The organism is Phytopseudomonas flavescens, assembly GCF_900100535.1.
Lineage (GTDB): Bacteria > Pseudomonadota > Gammaproteobacteria > Pseudomonadales > Pseudomonadaceae > Aquipseudomonas > Aquipseudomonas flavescens.
The window spans coordinates 157,644-174,572 of sequence record NZ_FNDG01000004.1 but is presented as its reverse complement, the minus strand read 5'-3'; the positions used below and the strand labels follow the sequence as shown (position 1 = coordinate 174,572).

Annotated in this window: 16 protein-coding genes and 4 tRNA genes; 8 read left to right on the top strand and 12 right to left on the bottom strand. The window is 63.2% G+C overall.

Annotated elements, in window-relative coordinates; all coding sequences use genetic code 11:
* Nucleotides 1–44: 44 nt before the first annotated feature.
* Nucleotides 45–665, bottom strand: coding sequence for a glutathione S-transferase family protein (locus BLR94_RS06895; protein ID WP_084304017.1), 621 nt, complete (start codon nt 663–665; stop codon nt 45–47).
* A 330-nt stretch (nt 666–995) separates the two neighbouring features.
* On the opposite strand from BLR94_RS06895, the gene BLR94_RS06890 reads away from it, so the two are divergent.
* Both BLR94_RS06890 and BLR94_RS06885 read left to right on the top strand, forming a co-directional pair.
* On the top strand, nt 996–3,443 hold the full coding sequence (locus BLR94_RS06890; protein ID WP_084304016.1) for an acyl-CoA dehydrogenase: 2,448 nt from the start codon (nt 996–998) through the stop codon (nt 3,441–3,443).
* A gap of 75 nt (nt 3,444–3,518) precedes the next feature.
* A complete protein-coding gene (locus BLR94_RS06885; protein ID WP_084304015.1) occupies nt 3,519–3,929 on the top strand; it encodes a PA2817 family protein in 411 nt (136 codons plus the stop codon).
* Between the two features lie 149 nt (nt 3,930–4,078).
* On the opposite strand, the gene BLR94_RS06880 is transcribed toward BLR94_RS06885, so the two are convergent.
* The 4 genes from BLR94_RS06880 to BLR94_RS06865 all read right to left on the bottom strand — a co-directional run bounded on the left by BLR94_RS06880 (nt 4,079) and on the right by BLR94_RS06865 (nt 4,484).
* Nucleotides 4,079–4,154, bottom strand: a tRNA-Gly gene (locus tag BLR94_RS06880).
* Between the two features lie 27 nt (nt 4,155–4,181).
* Nucleotides 4,182–4,257 (bottom strand) — tRNA-Glu (locus tag BLR94_RS06875).
* 48 nt (nt 4,258–4,305) lie between these two features.
* Nucleotides 4,306–4,381 (bottom strand) — tRNA-Gly (locus BLR94_RS06870).
* Between the two features lie 27 nt (nt 4,382–4,408).
* Nucleotides 4,409–4,484: transfer RNA gene (locus BLR94_RS06865), tRNA-Glu, on the bottom strand.
* Between the two features lie 367 nt (nt 4,485–4,851).
* Here BLR94_RS06865 and BLR94_RS06860 point away from each other — a divergent pair.
* On the top strand, nt 4,852–5,622 hold the full coding sequence (locus BLR94_RS06860) for a hypothetical protein (protein WP_084304014.1): 771 nt from the start codon (nt 4,852–4,854) through the stop codon (nt 5,620–5,622).
* A gap of 20 nt (nt 5,623–5,642) precedes the next feature.
* Here BLR94_RS06860 and BLR94_RS06855 read toward each other — a convergent pair whose 3' ends face one another.
* Together BLR94_RS06855 and BLR94_RS06850 are read right to left on the bottom strand one after the other, a co-directional pair.
* Entirely contained in the window at nt 5,643–6,125 is a 483-nt protein-coding gene (locus BLR94_RS06855) for a GAF domain-containing protein (RefSeq protein ID WP_084304013.1), read from the bottom strand.
* Nucleotides 6,122–7,012 (bottom strand): ATP-binding protein, encoded by an 891-nt coding sequence (locus BLR94_RS06850; protein WP_084304012.1) that lies wholly within the window; start codon nt 7,010–7,012, stop codon nt 6,122–6,124. Before BLR94_RS06850 ends, BLR94_RS06855 begins: the two co-directional genes overlap by 4 nt.
* A 101-nt stretch (nt 7,013–7,113) precedes the next feature.
* On the opposite strand from BLR94_RS06850, the gene BLR94_RS06845 reads away from it, so the two are divergent.
* A complete protein-coding gene (locus tag BLR94_RS06845; protein WP_084304011.1) occupies nt 7,114–9,423 on the top strand; it encodes a hybrid sensor histidine kinase/response regulator in 2,310 nt (769 codons plus the stop codon).
* Nucleotides 9,424–9,427: 4 nt separating this feature from the next.
* On the opposite strand, the gene BLR94_RS06840 is transcribed toward BLR94_RS06845, so the two are convergent.
* From BLR94_RS06840 to msrB, 3 genes are all read right to left on the bottom strand, one after another.
* Nucleotides 9,428–9,880, bottom strand: coding sequence for a MarR family winged helix-turn-helix transcriptional regulator (locus BLR94_RS06840; RefSeq protein WP_084304010.1), 453 nt, complete (start codon nt 9,878–9,880; stop codon nt 9,428–9,430).
* Entirely contained in the window at nt 9,873–10,361 is a 489-nt protein-coding gene (locus BLR94_RS06835; protein ID WP_084304009.1) for a glutathione peroxidase, read from the bottom strand. Before BLR94_RS06835 ends, BLR94_RS06840 begins: the two co-directional genes overlap by 8 nt.
* Before the next feature lie 132 nt (nt 10,362–10,493).
* Nucleotides 10,494–10,886: a peptide-methionine (R)-S-oxide reductase MsrB gene (gene msrB / locus BLR94_RS06830; RefSeq protein ID WP_084304008.1), complete on the bottom strand. Its 393-nt coding sequence runs from the start codon at nt 10,884–10,886 to the stop codon at nt 10,494–10,496.
* 147 nt (nt 10,887–11,033) lie between these two features.
* Between msrB and BLR94_RS06825 the strand changes: the two genes are divergently transcribed.
* The 3 genes from BLR94_RS06825 (at nt 11,034) to htpX (ending at nt 13,808) form a co-directional block, all read left to right on the top strand.
* Nucleotides 11,034–12,245, top strand: a complete 1,212-nt coding sequence (locus BLR94_RS06825; protein WP_084304007.1) for a pyridoxal phosphate-dependent aminotransferase — start codon at nt 11,034–11,036, stop codon at nt 12,243–12,245.
* A 20-nt stretch (nt 12,246–12,265) separates the two neighbouring features.
* Nucleotides 12,266–12,712, top strand: a complete 447-nt coding sequence (locus BLR94_RS06820) for a hypothetical protein (RefSeq protein ID WP_084304006.1) — start codon at nt 12,266–12,268, stop codon at nt 12,710–12,712.
* Nucleotides 12,713–12,935: 223 nt separating this feature from the next.
* Nucleotides 12,936–13,808 carry a protease HtpX gene (htpX, locus tag BLR94_RS06815; RefSeq protein ID WP_084304005.1) on the top strand — a complete coding sequence of 291 codons (873 nt, stop codon included), beginning with the start codon at nt 12,936–12,938 and terminating at the stop codon, nt 13,806–13,808.
* A 132-nt stretch (nt 13,809–13,940) separates the two neighbouring features.
* Here the strand turns inward: htpX and BLR94_RS06810 are convergent, their stop codons facing one another.
* Nucleotides 13,941–14,591, bottom strand: coding sequence for a thiopurine S-methyltransferase (locus BLR94_RS06810; protein WP_084304004.1), 651 nt, complete (start codon nt 14,589–14,591; stop codon nt 13,941–13,943).
* A 106-nt stretch (nt 14,592–14,697) separates the two neighbouring features.
* On the opposite strand from BLR94_RS06810, the gene BLR94_RS06805 reads away from it, so the two are divergent.
* Nucleotides 14,698–15,465 carry a DODA-type extradiol aromatic ring-opening family dioxygenase gene (locus BLR94_RS06805; RefSeq protein WP_084304003.1) on the top strand — a complete coding sequence of 256 codons (768 nt, stop codon included), beginning with the start codon at nt 14,698–14,700 and terminating at the stop codon, nt 15,463–15,465.
* Here the strand turns inward: BLR94_RS06805 and pabB are convergent.
* Complete coding sequence (gene pabB, locus BLR94_RS06800) at nt 15,450–16,823, bottom strand: aminodeoxychorismate synthase component I (protein ID WP_084304002.1); 1,374 nt, start codon at nt 16,821–16,823, stop codon at nt 15,450–15,452. The two genes, BLR94_RS06805 and pabB, sit on opposite strands and share 16 nt — an antisense overlap.
* Between the last annotated feature and the right edge of the window lie 106 nt (nt 16,824–16,929).

The following is a 16,929-nucleotide window of genomic DNA, read 5'->3' as shown; positions in this document are numbered from 1 at the left end:
TTAGAGGGGGGTTAGCGCGCAAACATTGCAACGCAATGGCGCAGTCAGGTCAGTTCGCTCATCACCGCGCGCCGGTACGCGGGCCGTTCAAGCAGCCGCGCATACCAGGCCTGCAGGTTGGCCTGCGGCGGTCGCTCGATGGGCATCTCGAACCAGGCATAGATGAAGCTGCCGAGGGGAATGTCGCCCATGCCGAAGGTGTCGCCGGACAGATAGTCATGCTCGCCCAGCGCCTGCTCGGGTACCGCGAGAAGTGCAATGCAACGCTGCCGGGCAGCCTCGATCGCGGCCCGGTCCCGCTGTTCGGGCGGGGTACGCAGGGTGCCCCAGAACAACGTGCGGAACTCACCGGCGAAGCTGGACGTCGTCCAGTCCATCCACTTGTCGCCCCGCGCACGAGTGGCCGGGTCTTCGCGATAGAGCAGGCCCGGCGCATAGGCGGCCGCCAGGTAACGGACGATGCTGTTGGACTCCCAGAGCAGCAGGTCACCGTCCTCGAGCACCGGCACCTGCCCATTGGGATTGCGTGCCAGGAACTCGGGTTGATCGACCACACCGAACGCGCCGCCGGCATCCAGCCGCTGATAGCCGACACCGGCTTCCTCGGCACACCACAGTACCTTGCGCACGTTGCTGGAGTTCTTGCGGCCCCATATTTTCAGCATCGCTACCTGTCCTTATCAGAAATGCGCCAGTCGAGACGCCGACACCCTACCACTCTGCCGGGCAGATGAAAGCCAGCCGCGCTGATGTTGGCTATCGACCTCGTTCATGCGGCGGGTCCGCACGGCATTCGTGAGCTGACCGACAGGTCATCCGCGGGTGCGATTTGTTAGCCGAACTAGGCAGCCGCGACAAGGGTCACTATCGTGAACGCGGCAGGTCGCGACCATCTGGAAGCGATCTGTAACGCCCCTGTCGGCAGCCTCCACGCGCGCCGACTACGATTATGGCATCGGTAGCCGTTCTACCATCGCCGTCACGGAGGATTCTGCATGCTCGCTGTCTGGTTGCTCGTTCTGGTCATCGGCACGGCCTACCTGGCCCACCGCCGCACGGCGCCTCTGCCCGCCCTGGCAATAGTGGCTGCCTACCTGCTGGTCATGGGTGCCAGCAGCCATGCCCCAGGCTGGCTACTGGTGATCCTCTGGCTGCTCTGGCTGGCGGTCGCCGTACCGCTGGCCCTGCCAGAGCTGCGCCGCAAGCATTTCACCACGCCGCTGTTCGCCTGGTTCCAGAAGGTGCTGCCGCCGATGTCGGCCACCGAGAAGGATGCCATCGAAGCAGGCACGGTATGGTGGGATGGAGAACTGTTCAGCGGCCGCCCCGACTGGGACAAGCTGCTGGCCTACCCGAAAGCCAGGCTGAGCGCCGAAGAACAGGCCTTCATCGACGGCCCCACCGAAGAACTGTGCGCCATGGTCAGCGACTGGGAAATCGGCCAGCGCATGGACCTGCCGCCCGAAGCCTGGGCGCACATCAAGCAGCATGGTTTCTTCGCCCTGATCATTCCCAAGGAATATGGCGGCAAGGGATTTTCCGCCTACGCCCACTCCCAGGTGGCGATGAAGCTGGCCACCCGCAGCGGTGACCTCGCCTCCACGGTGATGGTGCCCAACTCCCTCGGCCCGGCCGAACTGCTGCTGCACTACGGCACCGAAGCACAACGCAACCACTACCTGCCCCGCCTGGCCCGTGGCGAGGACATTCCCTGCTTCGCCCTAACCGGCCCACTGGCGGGCTCCGATGCCGGCGCAATGCCCGATAGCGGGGTGATCTGCAAAGGCCAGTGGAACGGCGAGGACGTCATCGGCCTGCGCCTGAACTGGGAAAAACGCTACATCACCCTCGGCCCGGTGGCAACGCTGCTGGGTGTCGCCTTCAAGGCCTATGACCCGGAGCACCTGCTCGGCGACAAGGAAGAGCTGGGCATCAGCCTGGCACTGATTCCCACCGACACCCCCGGGGTGGAAATCGGCCGCCGCCACCTGCCGTTGGGCGCGGCCTTCATGAACGGCCCCAACTCCGGCAAGGATGTATTCGTGCCGTTGGAATACCTGATCGGCGGGCCGGACTACCTCGGCAAGGGCTGGATGATGCTGATGAACTGCCTGTCGGTGGGTCGCTCCATTTCCCTGCCCGCGGTCGGTACCGGCGCCGCCAAGTACACCAGCCTCGTCACCGGCCAATACAGCCAGGTGCGTGAGCAGTTCAACGTGCCGCTGTCGGCCTTCGAAGGCATTCAGGAAGCGCTGGCGCGCATCGGCGGCAACGCCTGGTTGATGGACAGCGCGCGCATCCTTACCGCCAACGCCGTGGATCTGGGCGAAAAGCCGTCGGTGCTCTCGGCGATCCTCAAGTACCACCTCACCGAACGTGGCCGCGAGTGCATCACCCACGCCATGGACGTGCATGGCGGCAAGGGCATCATCATGGGCCCCAGCAACTACCTGGGCCGCTCCTGGCAGGGAGCGCCGATCTTCATCACCGTCGAGGGCGCCAACATCCTCTCGCGCAACCTGATGATCTTCGGCCAGGGGGCGATCCGCTGCCATCCTTACGTACTCAAGGAAATGGCCCTGGCGCACCGCGAGGACCGTGACCAGGCGCTGCGGGAGTTCGACGAGCTGCTGATGCAGCACATCGGTTTCGCCGTCAGCAACGCCGCCAGCACGCTGGTTCTCAGCCTCAGCCTGGGCATGCTTGGGAAGGTGCCGGGTGACCGCATCGCCCGCCCCTACTTCCGCGCCCTGAACCGCCTGAGCGCCGCCTTCGCCATGCTTGCCGACCTCAGCATGATGCTGCTGGGCGGCGAGCTGAAGCGTCGCGAGCGCCTGTCGGCACGCCTGGGCGATGTGCTCAGTCATCTGTACCTGGCCTCGGCAGCACTGAAGCGTTATCACGATCAGGATTATCCGGAGCACGTCCGCCCACTGCTGCATTGGGCGCTCGAGGAAAGCCTGGGCAAGGCCGAGACCGCCATCGATGACCTGCTCAGCAACTTCCCCAACCGCTTGCTGGGAAGCGCCCTGCGCGTGCTGGTTTTCCCCTTCGGCCGTCGTCACCAGGGCCCGGACGATCACCTCGATGCACAGGTCGCTGCGATCATCGGCCGCAACGCCGGCGATCCGGCACTCGAAGAACTGCTCGAAGGCTGCTTCCGCCCGACCTCGGCCGAGGACCCGGTAGGCGCCCTGCAACAGGCCTTCGATCTGCTGCAGGAAACCCAGCCGCTGCAGAAGAAACTGCACAAGGCCGTCAAGGCCGGGCAGGTTCGGGAAACGCCAGGGCAGAACGAGATCGAAACGGCGGTCGCCGCCGGCGTGCTCAGCACCGAGGAAGGCCAGCAGTTGCAGCGGGCCGAAGCCGCCCGTCGCGTGGTGATCGATGTCGATGACTTCAGCAAGGACGAGCTGCTGCCGAGCGAGGGCAAGGTCAGGTAGCCGTACTGCAGGCACGACAGCGGGCGCCGTGGACTCTATACTCCGGCGCCCGTTTTACTTTCAGGATCACCGGACATGGCCAACACCCATCTCGATCATCACATCGCCCTGCTCAACCACCTGCGCACCATCCTGGTCGCCCTGGGCGAAGCCGAGCAGATTCTCGATGACAGCCATGCCAACTTCCTCGAGCGCTACGACGAGTTGCTGGCCGACCTGCCCGTGGACCTGGAGCGCAGCCAGTACCTGGGCCAGGATCTACTCAGCCAGATCTTCCAGCGCTACCCGCAGATCGCCCACCTGGTGCCTCGCGACCTGCTGTGGTTCTTCGGCGGCGACTGCCTGCACTTCATGCCGGACGAAGAGATCGAGCTGTATCAACAACTCGACGAGCGCCGCTTCTACGCCGCAGAAAACGACGAGCCGTTCGACTGGAATCAGGAAAAGCAGCTGCTGGCGATGCCGACGCCGGGCAGCCGCCACTGAGACCTCATTCGAAGCCTGGCGCTAGCTCGCAAGGTTTTCAGCAGGTTCAGACGAAAAGCCCGCCGATACTGCCTGTACTGGCGGTTTTTTAGACACACCAAAACGCAGAAACGAAAACGCCGCTCGATTGAGCGGCGTTTTCGTTTATTTGGAGCGGGAAACGAGACTCGAACTCGCGACCCCGACCTTGGCAAGGTCGTGCTCTACCAACTGAGCTATTCCCGCATGTATTGCCTGCACTTCTTTTCGAAGTGGCGTCCCCTAGGGGACTCGAACCCCTGTTACCGCCGTGAAAGGGCGGTGTCCTAGGCCACTAGACGAAGGGGACCTGGAACTTCTTCACAACGACTCAGGCAGCCAGCCTGAGTCTGTAATCTGGAGCGGGAAACGAGACTCGAACTCGCGACCCCGACCTTGGCAAGGTCGTGCTCTACCAACTGAGCTATTCCCGCATGTATTGCCTGCACTTCTTTTCGAAGTGGCGTCCCCTAGGGGACTCGAACCCCTGTTACCGCCGTGAAAGGGCGGTGTCCTAGGCCACTAGACGAAGGGGACGTTGCCCGGGATCTCCGGCTTCCGCGGTGTGCCGTTCGGCATTCCCTTGGAATTGGCGCGCATTCTATGGAGCCTTTCAACAGCCGTCAACCTCTCAAATAATTTTTTTTAAAATCAACGACTTCACCCCGAAATTCGGCCCTCTGGCAAGGCCCCTGGAGGCGCTGGCTGAAACGGCCCGCAAGCACCATGGCCCGGAAGCTCATTGCCGCCGTACTGGCGGGTGGCCGACGATGGGCGGGAGTTGGCACCCCGCGCTCGTCTCCCGGCCGTGCCTCCCACTCCCGGGCTCGGCGCAAATCGTCGCTAGGAGTCGAGTCGACTAAGCACTACACTCGTGCCCAAATGTGCCCTAGAGGTTAAAACGATGTCCTCGCTGATGATCACCATGGCGATAGTGGCCGGCATCACCCTGTTGGTACTCATCGCTTATCTGAATCAACTGGCCGAAAACAACAAGCGCAAGAAGTCGCGCCTCAAGGCGGATCTGGCTGAGCGCTACAGGCGCATCGCCGATCTCAACGAGCAATTCGCCGGACAACTGATGAGCCCGGAATTGAAGCTGTTGCTCAGCCGTCTTCAGCTGCATTTCGCCGAACGCCTCCTGGAGGTCGACAAGAGCGATGCCGCCCATGCGGCCGTGGTTGGGGAGTTGCGCACGCTGGTCGACCAGGGCGATGCCATCGCGATCCGCAATGCGCCTTTTCCGGTCACCGATGACGATCGTGCCAAACGCGTTCGTGCGCAACTGGAGGCCCTGCATGGCCAGATCGGCAAGGCCGCGCAGGGCGGCCTGTTGCCGGTCGCCGAAGCCAAGCACTGGGCGCAGGAAACCCGCCACATGCTCGTACAGCTCTATATAGAGTTGTACGGTAACCAGGCCCGCCATGCCCTGCAGCAACAGCAGACCGGCCATGCCCGCCTGGCCCTGGAGCGCGGCGTGCAGTTCCTGCAGAAGCAGAACGACGCCACCCGTTATCAGGCACAGCTGGCGCAGTTCCAGAAGCAACTCGAACGCGTCAATGCCATGCTGGTAAACCCTGGGCAGCAGGTCAGCGAGGAATCCAGCGAGCTCACCGAGGGGTTGAAATCGATGGAAGACGATGTCGACTGGAAGAAAAAAGCACTCTACGACTAGGGTCTGTTGGCGTTTCAGCGCTAACAGTCGCTGCCCGCGACCAACACCGCGGCAAGGCCTTCGATACCCCGCTGATCGGCCTCGCTGAAGCGGCCGAGCAGCGGGCTGTCCAGATCCAGCACGCCGACCAGGCGACCCTCCTTGATCAGCGGGATCACCAACTCGCTTTGCGACGCACTGTCACAGGCGATATGCCCGGTAAAGGCGTGTACATCCTCCACCCGCTGGGTCGTCCGCGACGCCGCCGCAGTGCCGCACACGCCCCGACCGAACGGGATACGCACGCAGGCGACCTTGCCCTGAAAGGGCCCCAGCACCAGCTCATCGTTCTTGGCCAGATAGAACCCGGCCCAGTTGAGACCTGCCAACTCGTGAAAAACGAAAGCACAGAACTGCGCGGCATTGGCGATGAAGTCGCGCTCGCCACTCAGCAGCGCTTCGAGCTGGGCAGTCAATAGCGGATAGCCATCGAGGCCAGCGACACCTTCACGCAAATCGATCATCGCGAAGTCTCCAGAAGCTGCAGGCCCACCCACTGGCGGGCGAATTGATAGGCGCAGCGGCCGTTGCGATTACCCCGGCTGGTCGCCCATCGCACCGCCAGCTTCTCCAGCTCAACGCTCCACTGCCAGTGCAATTCGGCCTGCGCCGCGTGCACATCGATCCAGTGACGCACCACATCCAGATAATGCTGCTGAGTGAAAGGATAGAACGACAACCACAGGCCGAAGCGATCCGACAGGGCAATCTTGTCCTCGACGGCTTCGTTGGGGTGCAACTCACCGTCGACGATCTTGGTGTTGGCATTGTCGCTCTCGCGCTCAGGCACCAGATGGCGACGGTTGGAGGTCGCATACAGCAGCACGTTTTCCGGCGAGCGCTCCAGCGAACCGTCGAGTACGCTCTTGAGCACTCGGTAATCGCCCTCACCGGCCTCGAAGGACAGGTCGTCGCAGAACAGGATGAAGCGCTGCGGCAGTTCCATCAGTTGCTCGACCACACGTGGCAGATCGGCCAGATGATCACGCTCGATCTCGATCAGGCGCAGACCGGCGCCAGCCTGCTCGGCCAGCAGTGCCCGCACCAACGACGATTTGCCCGTGCCGCGCGCCCCCCATAACAGCGCATGATTGGCCGGCAGGCCCTGGACGAACTGACGAGTGTTGCGCGCCAGCTGTTCACGCTGGGTATCGACGCCGATCAAGTCGCTGAGGTTCAGGTCCAGGCTCACCTTCAGCGGCTGCAGGTAACCGCCGCGCCCTTCGTGCTGCCAGCGCGCAGCAAGACTGCGCTGCCAGTCGATCGACTCGCGAGTAGCAGGCAGCAGCGGCTCCAAACGCGTCAGCACACTGTCGGCGCGCTGCAGGAAATCAAACAAACGGGAATCCACGGGCGACTCTCCTCGAATCATCGGTATGTCAGGCTGGTGTGCCGAAAAGCAGGCCATATCGACTATGCTTGGGCAGCGATCGGAACGAGACAGCGGCTCATATGGAAATCCCACTGACACAGCGGCTGTCATTCAAACAGGCTGGCCTTACCGTTCTGGTGGCGTTCATCCTCGGCACATTGCTCAGCCTGGTGCAGATAGGCCTCGATTATGCCAGCGAAGACGCGGCCATCAACCGCGAGATTCACGCGCTGATGGATATCAGCCACAACCCCGCCGCACGCATCGCCTACAACATCGACGCCGAGCTGGCCCAGGAGCTGGTCGCGGGCCTGCAACGCTCCCCCGCGGTGATCGGCGCACGTATCGTCGACGGCGATGGCGAAACCCTGGCGGACACCACCCAGGCGCCAGCCCACAGTCGCTATCGGGTGTTCAGTGACTTCCTGTTCGGCGACAGCCGCCATTTCGAAACCCGCCTGTCCGTCGAGCACGCGCCCGACGAACAACTGGGCACCCTGCAACTGGATATCGACACCTACGCGTTCGGCAGCAACTTCCTCAAGCGTTCGTTGCTGACCCTGATCAATGGCTTCATCCGCAGTCTGCTGCTCTCGGCCATTCTGCTGGTGCTGTTCTACTTCATGCTGACCAAGCCGCTGAACCAAGTGATCCAGGCACTTTCCAATCGCGACCTGCGTACCCCGGACCGCACTCGGCTGCCCTACCCGCCGGGCCACGAGCATGACGAAATCGGCGTACTGGTGGACGTCGCCAACCGCCAGTTCGCCAGCATCGCCACCGAGATCGAGCAGCGGCGCAATGCCGAGGATCGCCTGACCGACTACCTCGGCGAACTGGAGGCCATCGTTTCCGCGCGCACGGTCGAACTCAAGGCCGCCAACAGTCGGCTCAGCCGTTCCAACCTGGAGCTGGAACAGGCTCGCCATGACGCCCTGGCCACGGCCCAGGCGCGGTCCATTTTCCTCGCCAACATGAGCCACGAGATTCGCACCCCGCTGAACGGTCTGCTGGGTATGCTGGCGTTGTCCCTCGAGGGCCCGCTGGGCAGCGAACAACGCCAGCAGCTGTCGATCGCCCATGACTCCGGCAAGGTGCTGGTCGATCTACTCAACGATATCCTCGACCTGTCGAAATTCGAGGCCGGGCAATTGCAGCTCGAACAGATCGCCTTCGACCTCGGTGCGCTGGTGGAGGGTACCGCCAGCCTACTATCGCAGAATGCCCTGCCCGAGGTCGAACTGACCTGCCTGATCAACCCTGGCTTGCCCGCCCAAGTGCTTGGCGACCCGACGCGGGTCCGGCAGATCATCAGCAACCTGCTCTCCAACGCCCTGAAATTCACCCGCCAGGGGCGTGTCGACATCCGCCTGGATGCCGGACAGGAGCAGGTTCGCATCGAGGTCTGCGACACCGGCATCGGCATCGCCGACGATGCCCAGGCCCGCATTTTCCAGCCTTTCAGGCAAGCCGGCGCGGACATTACCCGTCAGTTCGGCGGCACAGGCCTTGGCCTGGCACTGACCCGCCGCCTGTGCGAGGCCATGCAAGGTCAACTGCAACTGCACTCCGTTGCCGGCAGCGGCAGCCGCTTCACAGCCACCCTGCCGTTACCGAGCCTGCAGCCTGCGCCAACGCTGCCACGGCTGGCAGGCCGGGTGCTGGCGATCTGCGCGGCCGACACCGGCCTGGCCGAGCTACTGCCCGCCCTCGTCGGCAGCTGGGGCCTGGCTTACCGGCGCCTGGACAGCGCCGAGCAGGTTGGCGAGGTCGATGCCGACGTGCTGATCAGCGACTGCCCGAGCTGCATGAAGCATTTACGCCAGTACACGGCGGCGCCGATCATCCTGGTCACTGCCTACGGCAGTTTCCTCGACAACGCACAGGCCACCGCGCTCGCGCCGCTTGAGCAGGTCGCCAGGCCTCTCACCCGCCAGCACCTCCTACAGGCGCTTGGTCACGCCCTGCAACAGCCATCGGAGCCCCCTGCCGACGCCCAGGCAACCCCGGCAGCGCCGCGCAAACCGGGGCGCGTGCTGCTGGTCGAAGACAACCCAGTGAACCAACTGGTCGCCAAGGGCATGCTCAGCAAACAGGGGCTGTACGTCGCCCTGGCCAACAATGGCGAGCAGGCGCTGCAGCGCCTGCAGGAAGAGACGGTCGACCTGGTGCTGATGGACTGCAACATGCCAGTCATGGACGGCTACGAGGCCACCCGGCGCATTCGCGACAATCCTGCCTGGCAACACCTGCCGATCATCGCCCTGACCGCCAACGCGCTGTCCGAGGAACGCGAGCGGTGCCTGGCGGCGGGCATGAGCGATTACCTGGCCAAACCTTTCCGCGGCGAAGAACTGCTCGGCCTGCTCGACAAGTGGTTGCCAGCCTGACGCTTCAGTGCATCTGAAGGCTGCGCATGCGTTGCAGGAGCCCATCCAACTGCACGCGCAATGGCTCCAGCGCCGCACTATCGACCTCATGATCGCACAGCAACTCGCGCTTCAAGGCCGGCACCTGGGCACGCAACTGGCGGCCCGCGGTACTGACCCCCAGATGCACTTCGCGCTCGTCCTCGGCACAACGCCGGCGCTGCACCAGGCCGGCTTGCTGCAGGCGCTTGAGCAGTGGCGTGAGGGTGCCCGAGTCGAGCAGCAGGCGCTCCCCGAGCGCCTTGACCGTCGGCTGCGTTGGCGGCGTTTCGTCCCATTCCCAGAGCACCAGCATGGCCAGGTACTGGGGGTAGGTCAGTTGCAGCCGGTCGAGCATCGGCTTGTAGGCACGCACCACCATGCGCGAGGCGGCGTACAGCTTGAAGCACAGGTGCTGATCGAGTGTCAGTTCATCCATCGAGCAACGCTTCGATGGCGGCAGTCAGCGCCTGGGGCTTGGTGGTCGGCGCATAGCGCGTCACCCGGCGGCCATCGCCACTGACCAGGAACTTGGTGAAGTTCCACTTGATGCGTTGCGTGCCCAGCAACCCGGGCGCCTCTCGCTTGAGCTGCACAAACAGCGGATGCGCGTGGTCGCCATTCACCTCGATCTTGCGGAACAGCGGGAAGCTGACCCCGAAATTCAACTCGCAAAAGCTGGAGATCGCTTTCGCATCACCTGGCTCCTGCTTGCCGAACTGGTTACAGGGAAAGCCCAGCACCACCAAGCCCTGGTCGGCGTACCGCTTCCAGAGGCTTTCCAGCCCCTCATACTGCGGGGTAAAGCCGCACTGGCTGGCGGTATTGACCACCAGAAACGCCTTGGCGCCAAAATCGGCCAGCTTCTTTCGCTCACCGCCGATGGTGGTACAGGGTATAGCCAGCAGGTCTTGGCTCATGGATGCGGGTTCTCTCGAGTGGTGGAGGCAAAAGAATAGCCAGCGATTGAATCGCACACAATCCAATTGCCCGCACCTGGCTCGTGTTCAGCGAGCGGAATGACGGCCATGCGCGCCCAAGGCGCTCGGCACCTAGCGCGGCACGTGCCTGAGCGATACCGAATTGATGCAGTAGCGCAGCCCGGTCGGCCGCGGGCCATCGGGGAACACGTGACCGAGGTGGGCCTCACAATGGCTGCAGCGCACTTCGATACGGTGCATGCCGTGGCTGAAATCCTCCAGCTCGGTGATCACCTCGGCACTGAGCGGCTGGAAATAACTCGGCCAGCCACAGCCCGAATCGAACTTGGCATCGGAATCGAACAGTGGCGTACCACAGCACACGCACTGGTAGACACCGGGCACCTTGCTGTCGTGGTACTCACCGGTGAACGGTCGCTCCGTACCGCCAAGGCGACAAACGTTGAACTGCGTGTCCGACAACTCCTCGCGCCAGGTTTCCAGTGGTTTTTCGAGCTTGCTCACAGGCCGTCCTCCTCGGAATAAAAAAGCCCTATCTGTATCTTTGCCCGACTCAGGCTGACACGTATGATTCGACACCTCAACCCGCCACGGCTCGCCGCCGCTTCGGCCCGCTGAAGGCCGCACCTCTTCGATTCGGGATTCTTCGCCATGCAGGTCAGCAAATCCAACAAGCTCGCCAACGTCTGCTACGACATTCGCGGCCCAGTGCTCAAGCACGCCAAGCGCCTGGAAGAAGAAGGCCAGCGCATCCTCAAGCTGAACATCGGCAACCCGGCCCCCTTCGGCTTCGAAGCACCCGAGGAAATTCTTCAGGACGTGATTCGTAATCTGCCCACGGCCCAGGGCTACAGCGACTCCAAAGGCCTGTTCAGCGCCCGCAAGGCGGTGATGCAGTATTACCAGCAGAAGCAGGTCGAAGGCATCGGCATCGAGGATATCTATCTCGGCAATGGCGTGTCCGAACTGATCGTCATGGCCATGCAGGCCCTGCTCAACAACGGCGACGAAGTCCTGATCCCAGCCCCGGACTACCCGCTATGGACCGCTGCCGTGGCCCTTTCCGGCGGCAAACCGGTGCATTACCTGTGCGACGAGCAGGCCGGCTGGTTCCCCGACATCGCCGACATGCGCGCCAAGATCACCACGAACACCAAGGCACTGGTGCTGATCAACCCCAACAACCCGACGGGCGCGGTGTACTCCCGGGAAGTGCTGCAGGATATCGTCGAACTGGCGCGCCAGCACAATCTGGTGGTGTTCTCCGACGAGATCTACGACAAGATTCTCTATGACGACGCCCAGCACATCTGCACTGCCTCCCTGGCACCGGACGTGCTCTGCCTGACCTTCAACGGCCTGTCGAAATCCTATCGCGTGGCCGGGTTCCGCTCCGGCTGGGTGGCTCTCTCTGGGCCCAAGCACCGGGCACGTGGCTATATCGAAGGCCTGGATATCCTCGCCAACATGCGCCTGTGCGCCAACGTCCCGAGCCAGCATGCGATCCAGACCGCCCTCGGCGGCTACCAGAGCATCAACGATCTGGTGTTGCCCAACGGCCGCCTGCTCGAACAGCGCAACCGCACCTGGGAACTGCTCAACGACATCCCCGGTGTCAGTTGCGTCAAACCCATGGGCGCGCTGTATGCCTTTCCGAAGATCGACCCCAAGGTCTGTCCGATCCACAACGATGAGAAATTCGTGCTCGACCTGCTGCTCTCCGAGAAGCTGCTGGTGGTTCAGGGCACTGCCTTCAACTGGCCATGGCCCGATCACTTCCGGGTCGTCACCCTGCCCCGCGTCGATGACCTGGAACAGGCCATCGGGCGCATCGGCAGCTTCCTCAAGACCTACCGCCAGTAACCGCGGGTGCACCGCAAGCCATGGATCTGCAGATAGACGACTTCTACAAGGACGCCGCAGGCGGCCTGCTGGCGCTGTATCAGGTGTTCCCACGCAAGGCTGCGGTTTACGTGGAGGACTTGATCGGCCGCGAGGAACCGGACGAGTTCGGCCTGCCGAGCAAACGCTATCAGGCCTGTCTCGCCGCACTGCTATGGCTCGCCGACGAGGGTTACCTGCGTTACGAGTCGACCATCGGCTACGACGCCGTGGACCAGGCTGTCCTGACGGAAAAGGGTTTCCTGCGCCTGTCGCGCAGCCTCCCTCACGCCTTGCCCGATGGCGAGGCACCTCCTCCGGCGGTACACCGGGTCATGGCCACCCTGGCCTTTCAACTTCGCGACGCCCTGGCTCAGCAACATGGTGAACGGATTGCGCGGCTGACCCGCCACCTGTTCGAGCAGCACGCAGGTGCGCACCACTCCTAGCGTCGACGGATCAGGGTGCAAGCACCGACCGCGTTTTTTCTACGCCTCGATTGAAATAAACCGGGAAAACCCAATCTAACCTCCAGACCGCAGCGGCGACCTCGAGCCCCGTGCGATCAGGCGACACAGTTTGAAATAGTCGCCTGGTTGAATCGCCAAGGGGCGCGCCCTTATATAGCCGCCGTATCAAGCCTGTATTTCCCGTGAGGAGTCGTTTCACACCATGATGCGCATTATGTTGTTCCTGGCTACCAACCTGGCGGTGCTGGTCATCGCCAGCATCACCCTCAAACTGCTGGGGGTTGATCGCTTCACCGGCCAGAACCACGGCAGCCTGCTGATTTTCTGCGCCGTCTTCGGTTTCGCCGGCTCGCTGATCTCACTGTTCCTGTCCAAATGGATGGCGAAGATGAGTACCGGCACCGAGATCATCACTCAACCGCGTACCCGCCACGAACAGTGGCTGTTGCAGACCGTCGAAGAACTGTCCCGCAACGCCGGCATCAAGATGCCGGAAGTGGGTATCTTCCCGGCCTACGAGTCCAACGCGTTCGCCACCGGCTGGAACAAGAACGACGCGCTGGTCGCCGTCAGCCAGGGGCTGCTCGAGCGTTTCTCGCCGGACGAAGTGAAAGCCGTGCTGGCCCACGAGATCGGCCATGTGGCCAATGGCGACATGGTCACCCTGGCACTGATCCAGGGCGTGGTGAACACCTTCGTGATGTTCTTCGCGCGCATCTTCGGCAACTTCGTCGACAAGGCGATCCTCAAGAACGAAGGCGGTCACGGCATCGGTTACTTCGTGGCGACCATCTTCGCCGAGCTGGTACTCGGTATCCTGGCCAGCATCATCGTCATGTGGTTCTCGCGCAAACGCGAGTACAAGGCCGACGAAGCAGGTGCACGACTGGCCGGCACCGGGGCGATGATCGCGGCACTGCAACGGCTGCGCGCCGAACAGGGCGTACCGGTGCAGATGCCCGACAGCCTGACGGCCTTCGGCATCAATGGCGGCTTGAAGAACGGCCTGGCCGGGCTGTTGATGACCCACCCGCCGCTGGAAGAGCGTATCGAGGCCCTGCGTCGATTGAATTGATCGCTACATAAGAAGAAGGCGACCGCAAGGTCGCCTTTTTTTGGGTCTGTTTTCTACGGCGGCGCCCCTCCCCTCGTCTTCGCCAAGGGGCTAGCTAGCAGCCGTTTTCGCGCTCCGCCATAGGGCAACGTGTCAGAGCAGCCTCAGCCGATAGGCGCGCTCCTCCATGCGAACAAGCCCCCTGGCCCTGAATCGCTCTTCCATGGCGTCCTGGCTTTCCAGCAATTGGCTATCCCAGGCACGACCGTCCCAGCCCCTAACCTCGGCATCGTCGACGGAAAACGGTGGTCCGTCCATCAGCGCCTGGTCGTAGTCCAGGGCCACCAGCAACCCCTGGCTGCCGGCGGGCAGTACATGCTGCAGGTGCCGGATATAACGCTCGCGCATCTCCGTCGGCAGGGCGATCAGCGCAGCGCGGTCGTAAAACAGCGTACAACCTGCCAGTTGCTCGCTGCCGAGCGCGAAGAAATCGCCACAGTACAACTCGATCCTTCCGTGCCGGTAAACCCGAAATGCCCCCTCCTGAGTGACCGTCGGTTCCAGACCCTGCTCGCTGAAAAATGCCTCGATGGCGGTCTGCGCCAGTTCCACGCCGATCACCCGATGCCCACGCTCGGCCAGCCAGACCATATCCAGGCTTTTGCCGCACAAAGGCACCAACACCCGAGCGCCATCCGCTGCCGCCAGGGTTGGCCAGTAGTTGCGCAGGAATGGGTTGACCTCACCGGCATGGAAACCGATCTGGTTATTCTGCCAACGCGTTTGCCAGAACGCTTCCTGCATGGTTCCTCCGATAAACAATCGATAAAATGGATAGGAACAGCCACCAAATAGCCGTTGTTAGCCCAGCCTAGCTGATGGATCATCCCTCTACCTTCAGGAGGCCATCATGTTACCCAGCCTGTTCATTTCCCATGGTTCACCCATGCTCGCCCTGCAGCCCGGTGCCAGCGGCGTCGCCCTCACCCGTCTTGCTGCGGAGCTGCCGAAGCCACGCGCCATCGTGGTGGTATCGGCGCACTGGGAGAGCGCCGACCTACTGGTGATGAGCGCGGCTCGACCACAGACCTGGCACGACTTCGGCGGCTTTCCCGCGGAGCTCTATCAGGTGCAGTACCCCGCGCCCGGCAACCCGCAACTGGCAGAGGACATCGTGCAGCGCCTGAAAACGGCCGGCCTGCCCGCCCGCGCCGATGAGCGCCAACCGTTCGATCATGGCAGTTGGGTGCCGCTGTCGCTGATGTATCCGCAGGCGGACATCCCCGTGGTGCAAGTGTCACTGCCCAGTCACCAGGGCGCAGCCCTGCAGGTGCAGGTTGGCAAGGCGCTGGCCGGGCTGCGCGAGCAGAACGTTCTACTGCTCGGTTCCGGCAGCATCACCCACAACCTCGGCGAGCTGGACTGGCGTGCCGCCCCGGAAAAGGCGACGCCCTGGGCCGCGGCGTTTCGCGACTGGATGGTCGACAAGCTGCAGCGTAATGACCTGCAGGCATTGCTCGATTACCGCCAGCAAGCGCCGCATGCCCGTCGCAACCACCCCAGTGAGGAACACCTGCTACCGCTGTTCTTCGCCCTGGGTGCCGGCGGCGCCTGCCGAACCGAACACCGGGGATTCACCCTCGGCGCGCTGGGCATGGATATCTACAGCTTCGCCTGAAGGAAAGACTGCTCCAGCGTGCTGAGCAGTACCTGCACCTTGGTGATCGACTCCTGATACTCGGTCTGCCAAACGGAATCGGCGACGATGCCGCCTCCGCCCCAGCAACTGATCGTGCCGCCCTTGGCGAGCAGGCTGCGGATGGCGATGGAGCTGTCCATCTCGCCACGTACGTCCAGGTACAACAGCGAACCGCAGTACAGGCCTCGCCGCGTCGGCTCCAGTTCGTCGATGACCTGCATCGCACGGATTTTCGGGGCGCCGGTGATGGAGCCGCCCGGAAAGGCGCCCAGCAACAGGTCCAGTACATCCTTGTCGGCAGCCAGTTCACCGGTCACCGCACTGACCAGATGATGCACGTTAGGGTAGCTCTCCAGCGCGAACAGCTCGGGCACGCGCACCGAGCCGATACGACAACTGCGCCCCAGGTCGTTGCGCAACAGATCGACGATCATCAGGTTTTCGGCGCGATCCTTGGGGCTTTCGAGCAAGGCGCGGGCATTGTCCGTATCCTCCTGCTCGCTGCGCCCACGGGGCTGAGTCCCCTTGATCGGCCGGGTTTCCACCTGTCCCTGGCTGACCCGGATGAAGCGTTCTGGCGAGAGGCTCAGCACCGCACCGCCATCTGCCAGCGTCAGATAGCCGGAAAACGGCGTCGGGCAGGCCTCGCGCAGGGCGCAGTAAGCCCGCCAGGGCTCTCCCTGGTAGCTGGCACGAAAACGCTGGGCGAAGTTGACCTGGTAGCAGTCACCGGAGGCGATATAGGCATGAATGCGGGCGATGGCACTGGCGTACCTGTCCGCTTCGATATCGGCCTGGAAGGCCCCAAGCAAGGCGAATGACGCCTCTTCCGATGCGGCCGCAGGCGCAGGCGCAGACCGGAACAATGCAAGCAAACGCGCCTGCTCGCTACTGCAGAGCGATGGATGAAACACCAGTTGACTGGTCTGCGCCTGGTGGTCGCTGATCAGTGCCCAGGCATACAGACCGAGGGCTGCATCGTCCACCCCCAGATCATCTCTGGCCTGCTCGGGCAGCGCCTCGATGCGACGACCGAAATCGTAGCCGAGGTACCCCAGCAGGCCACCCGCGAACGGCAACTCGAGCCCGGCCGGCAATTCGGCCTTGCCCAGCGCGGCCAGCCCTTCGCGCAGGCGCGCGAAGAAGACGACGCCCGGCTCGCCTTCCTCTGGGCTCAGGGTCGCCTGGGGCCAGGCGCTGAGCAGGTCATAGCGGCCCCGCGAAGCCGACGGCCGGCCGGCATCCAGCAGCACTGCACCCGGCGCCTTTCGCACCCGTTCGAAATAAACCGCGGGGTCGGCCTGATACGGCAGGGAGTGGACGAGACAGGTAGGCATTCAATACATCACACGGACAAGGACGGCCGATTGTAGAGCCGCCGAGGGGATAGTCCTAGGGTCCGTTGCGGTTTCAGCACGACCGCGTCGGAGCGGCAACAGACTC

Bases quoted from the DNA above. Each gene is read 5' to 3' on its own strand.
- htpX (WP_084304005.1), top strand. From the start codon at position 12,936: ATGATGCGCATTATGTTGTTCCTGGCTACCAACCTGGCGGTGCTGGTC.
- BLR94_RS06890 (WP_084304016.1), top strand. From the start codon at position 996: ATGCTCGCTGTCTGGTTGCTCGTTCTGGTCATCGGCACGGCCTACCTG.
- BLR94_RS06860 (WP_084304014.1), top strand. From the start codon at position 4,852: ATGTCCTCGCTGATGATCACCATGGCGATAGTGGCCGGCATCACCCTG.
- BLR94_RS06805 (WP_084304003.1), top strand. From the start codon at position 14,698: ATGTTACCCAGCCTGTTCATTTCCCATGGTTCACCCATGCTCGCCCTG.
- BLR94_RS06810 (WP_084304004.1), bottom strand. From the start codon at position 14,591: ATGCAGGAAGCGTTCTGGCAAACGCGTTGGCAGAATAACCAGATCGGT.
- pabB (WP_084304002.1), bottom strand. From the start codon at position 16,823: ATGCCTACCTGTCTCGTCCACTCCCTGCCGTATCAGGCCGACCCCGCG.
- BLR94_RS06840 (WP_084304010.1), bottom strand. From the start codon at position 9,880: ATGGATGAACTGACACTCGATCAGCACCTGTGCTTCAAGCTGTACGCC.
- BLR94_RS06855 (WP_084304013.1), bottom strand. From the start codon at position 6,125: ATGATCGATTTGCGTGAAGGTGTCGCTGGCCTCGATGGCTATCCGCTA.
- BLR94_RS06885 (WP_084304015.1), top strand. From the start codon at position 3,519: ATGGCCAACACCCATCTCGATCATCACATCGCCCTGCTCAACCACCTG.
- BLR94_RS06895 (WP_084304017.1), bottom strand. From the start codon at position 665: ATGCTGAAAATATGGGGCCGCAAGAACTCCAGCAACGTGCGCAAGGTA.
- BLR94_RS06845 (WP_084304011.1), top strand. From the start codon at position 7,114: ATGGAAATCCCACTGACACAGCGGCTGTCATTCAAACAGGCTGGCCTT.
- BLR94_RS06835 (WP_084304009.1), bottom strand. From the start codon at position 10,361: ATGAGCCAAGACCTGCTGGCTATACCCTGTACCACCATCGGCGGTGAG.
- BLR94_RS06820 (WP_084304006.1), top strand. From the start codon at position 12,266: ATGGATCTGCAGATAGACGACTTCTACAAGGACGCCGCAGGCGGCCTG.
- BLR94_RS06825 (WP_084304007.1), top strand. From the start codon at position 11,034: ATGCAGGTCAGCAAATCCAACAAGCTCGCCAACGTCTGCTACGACATT.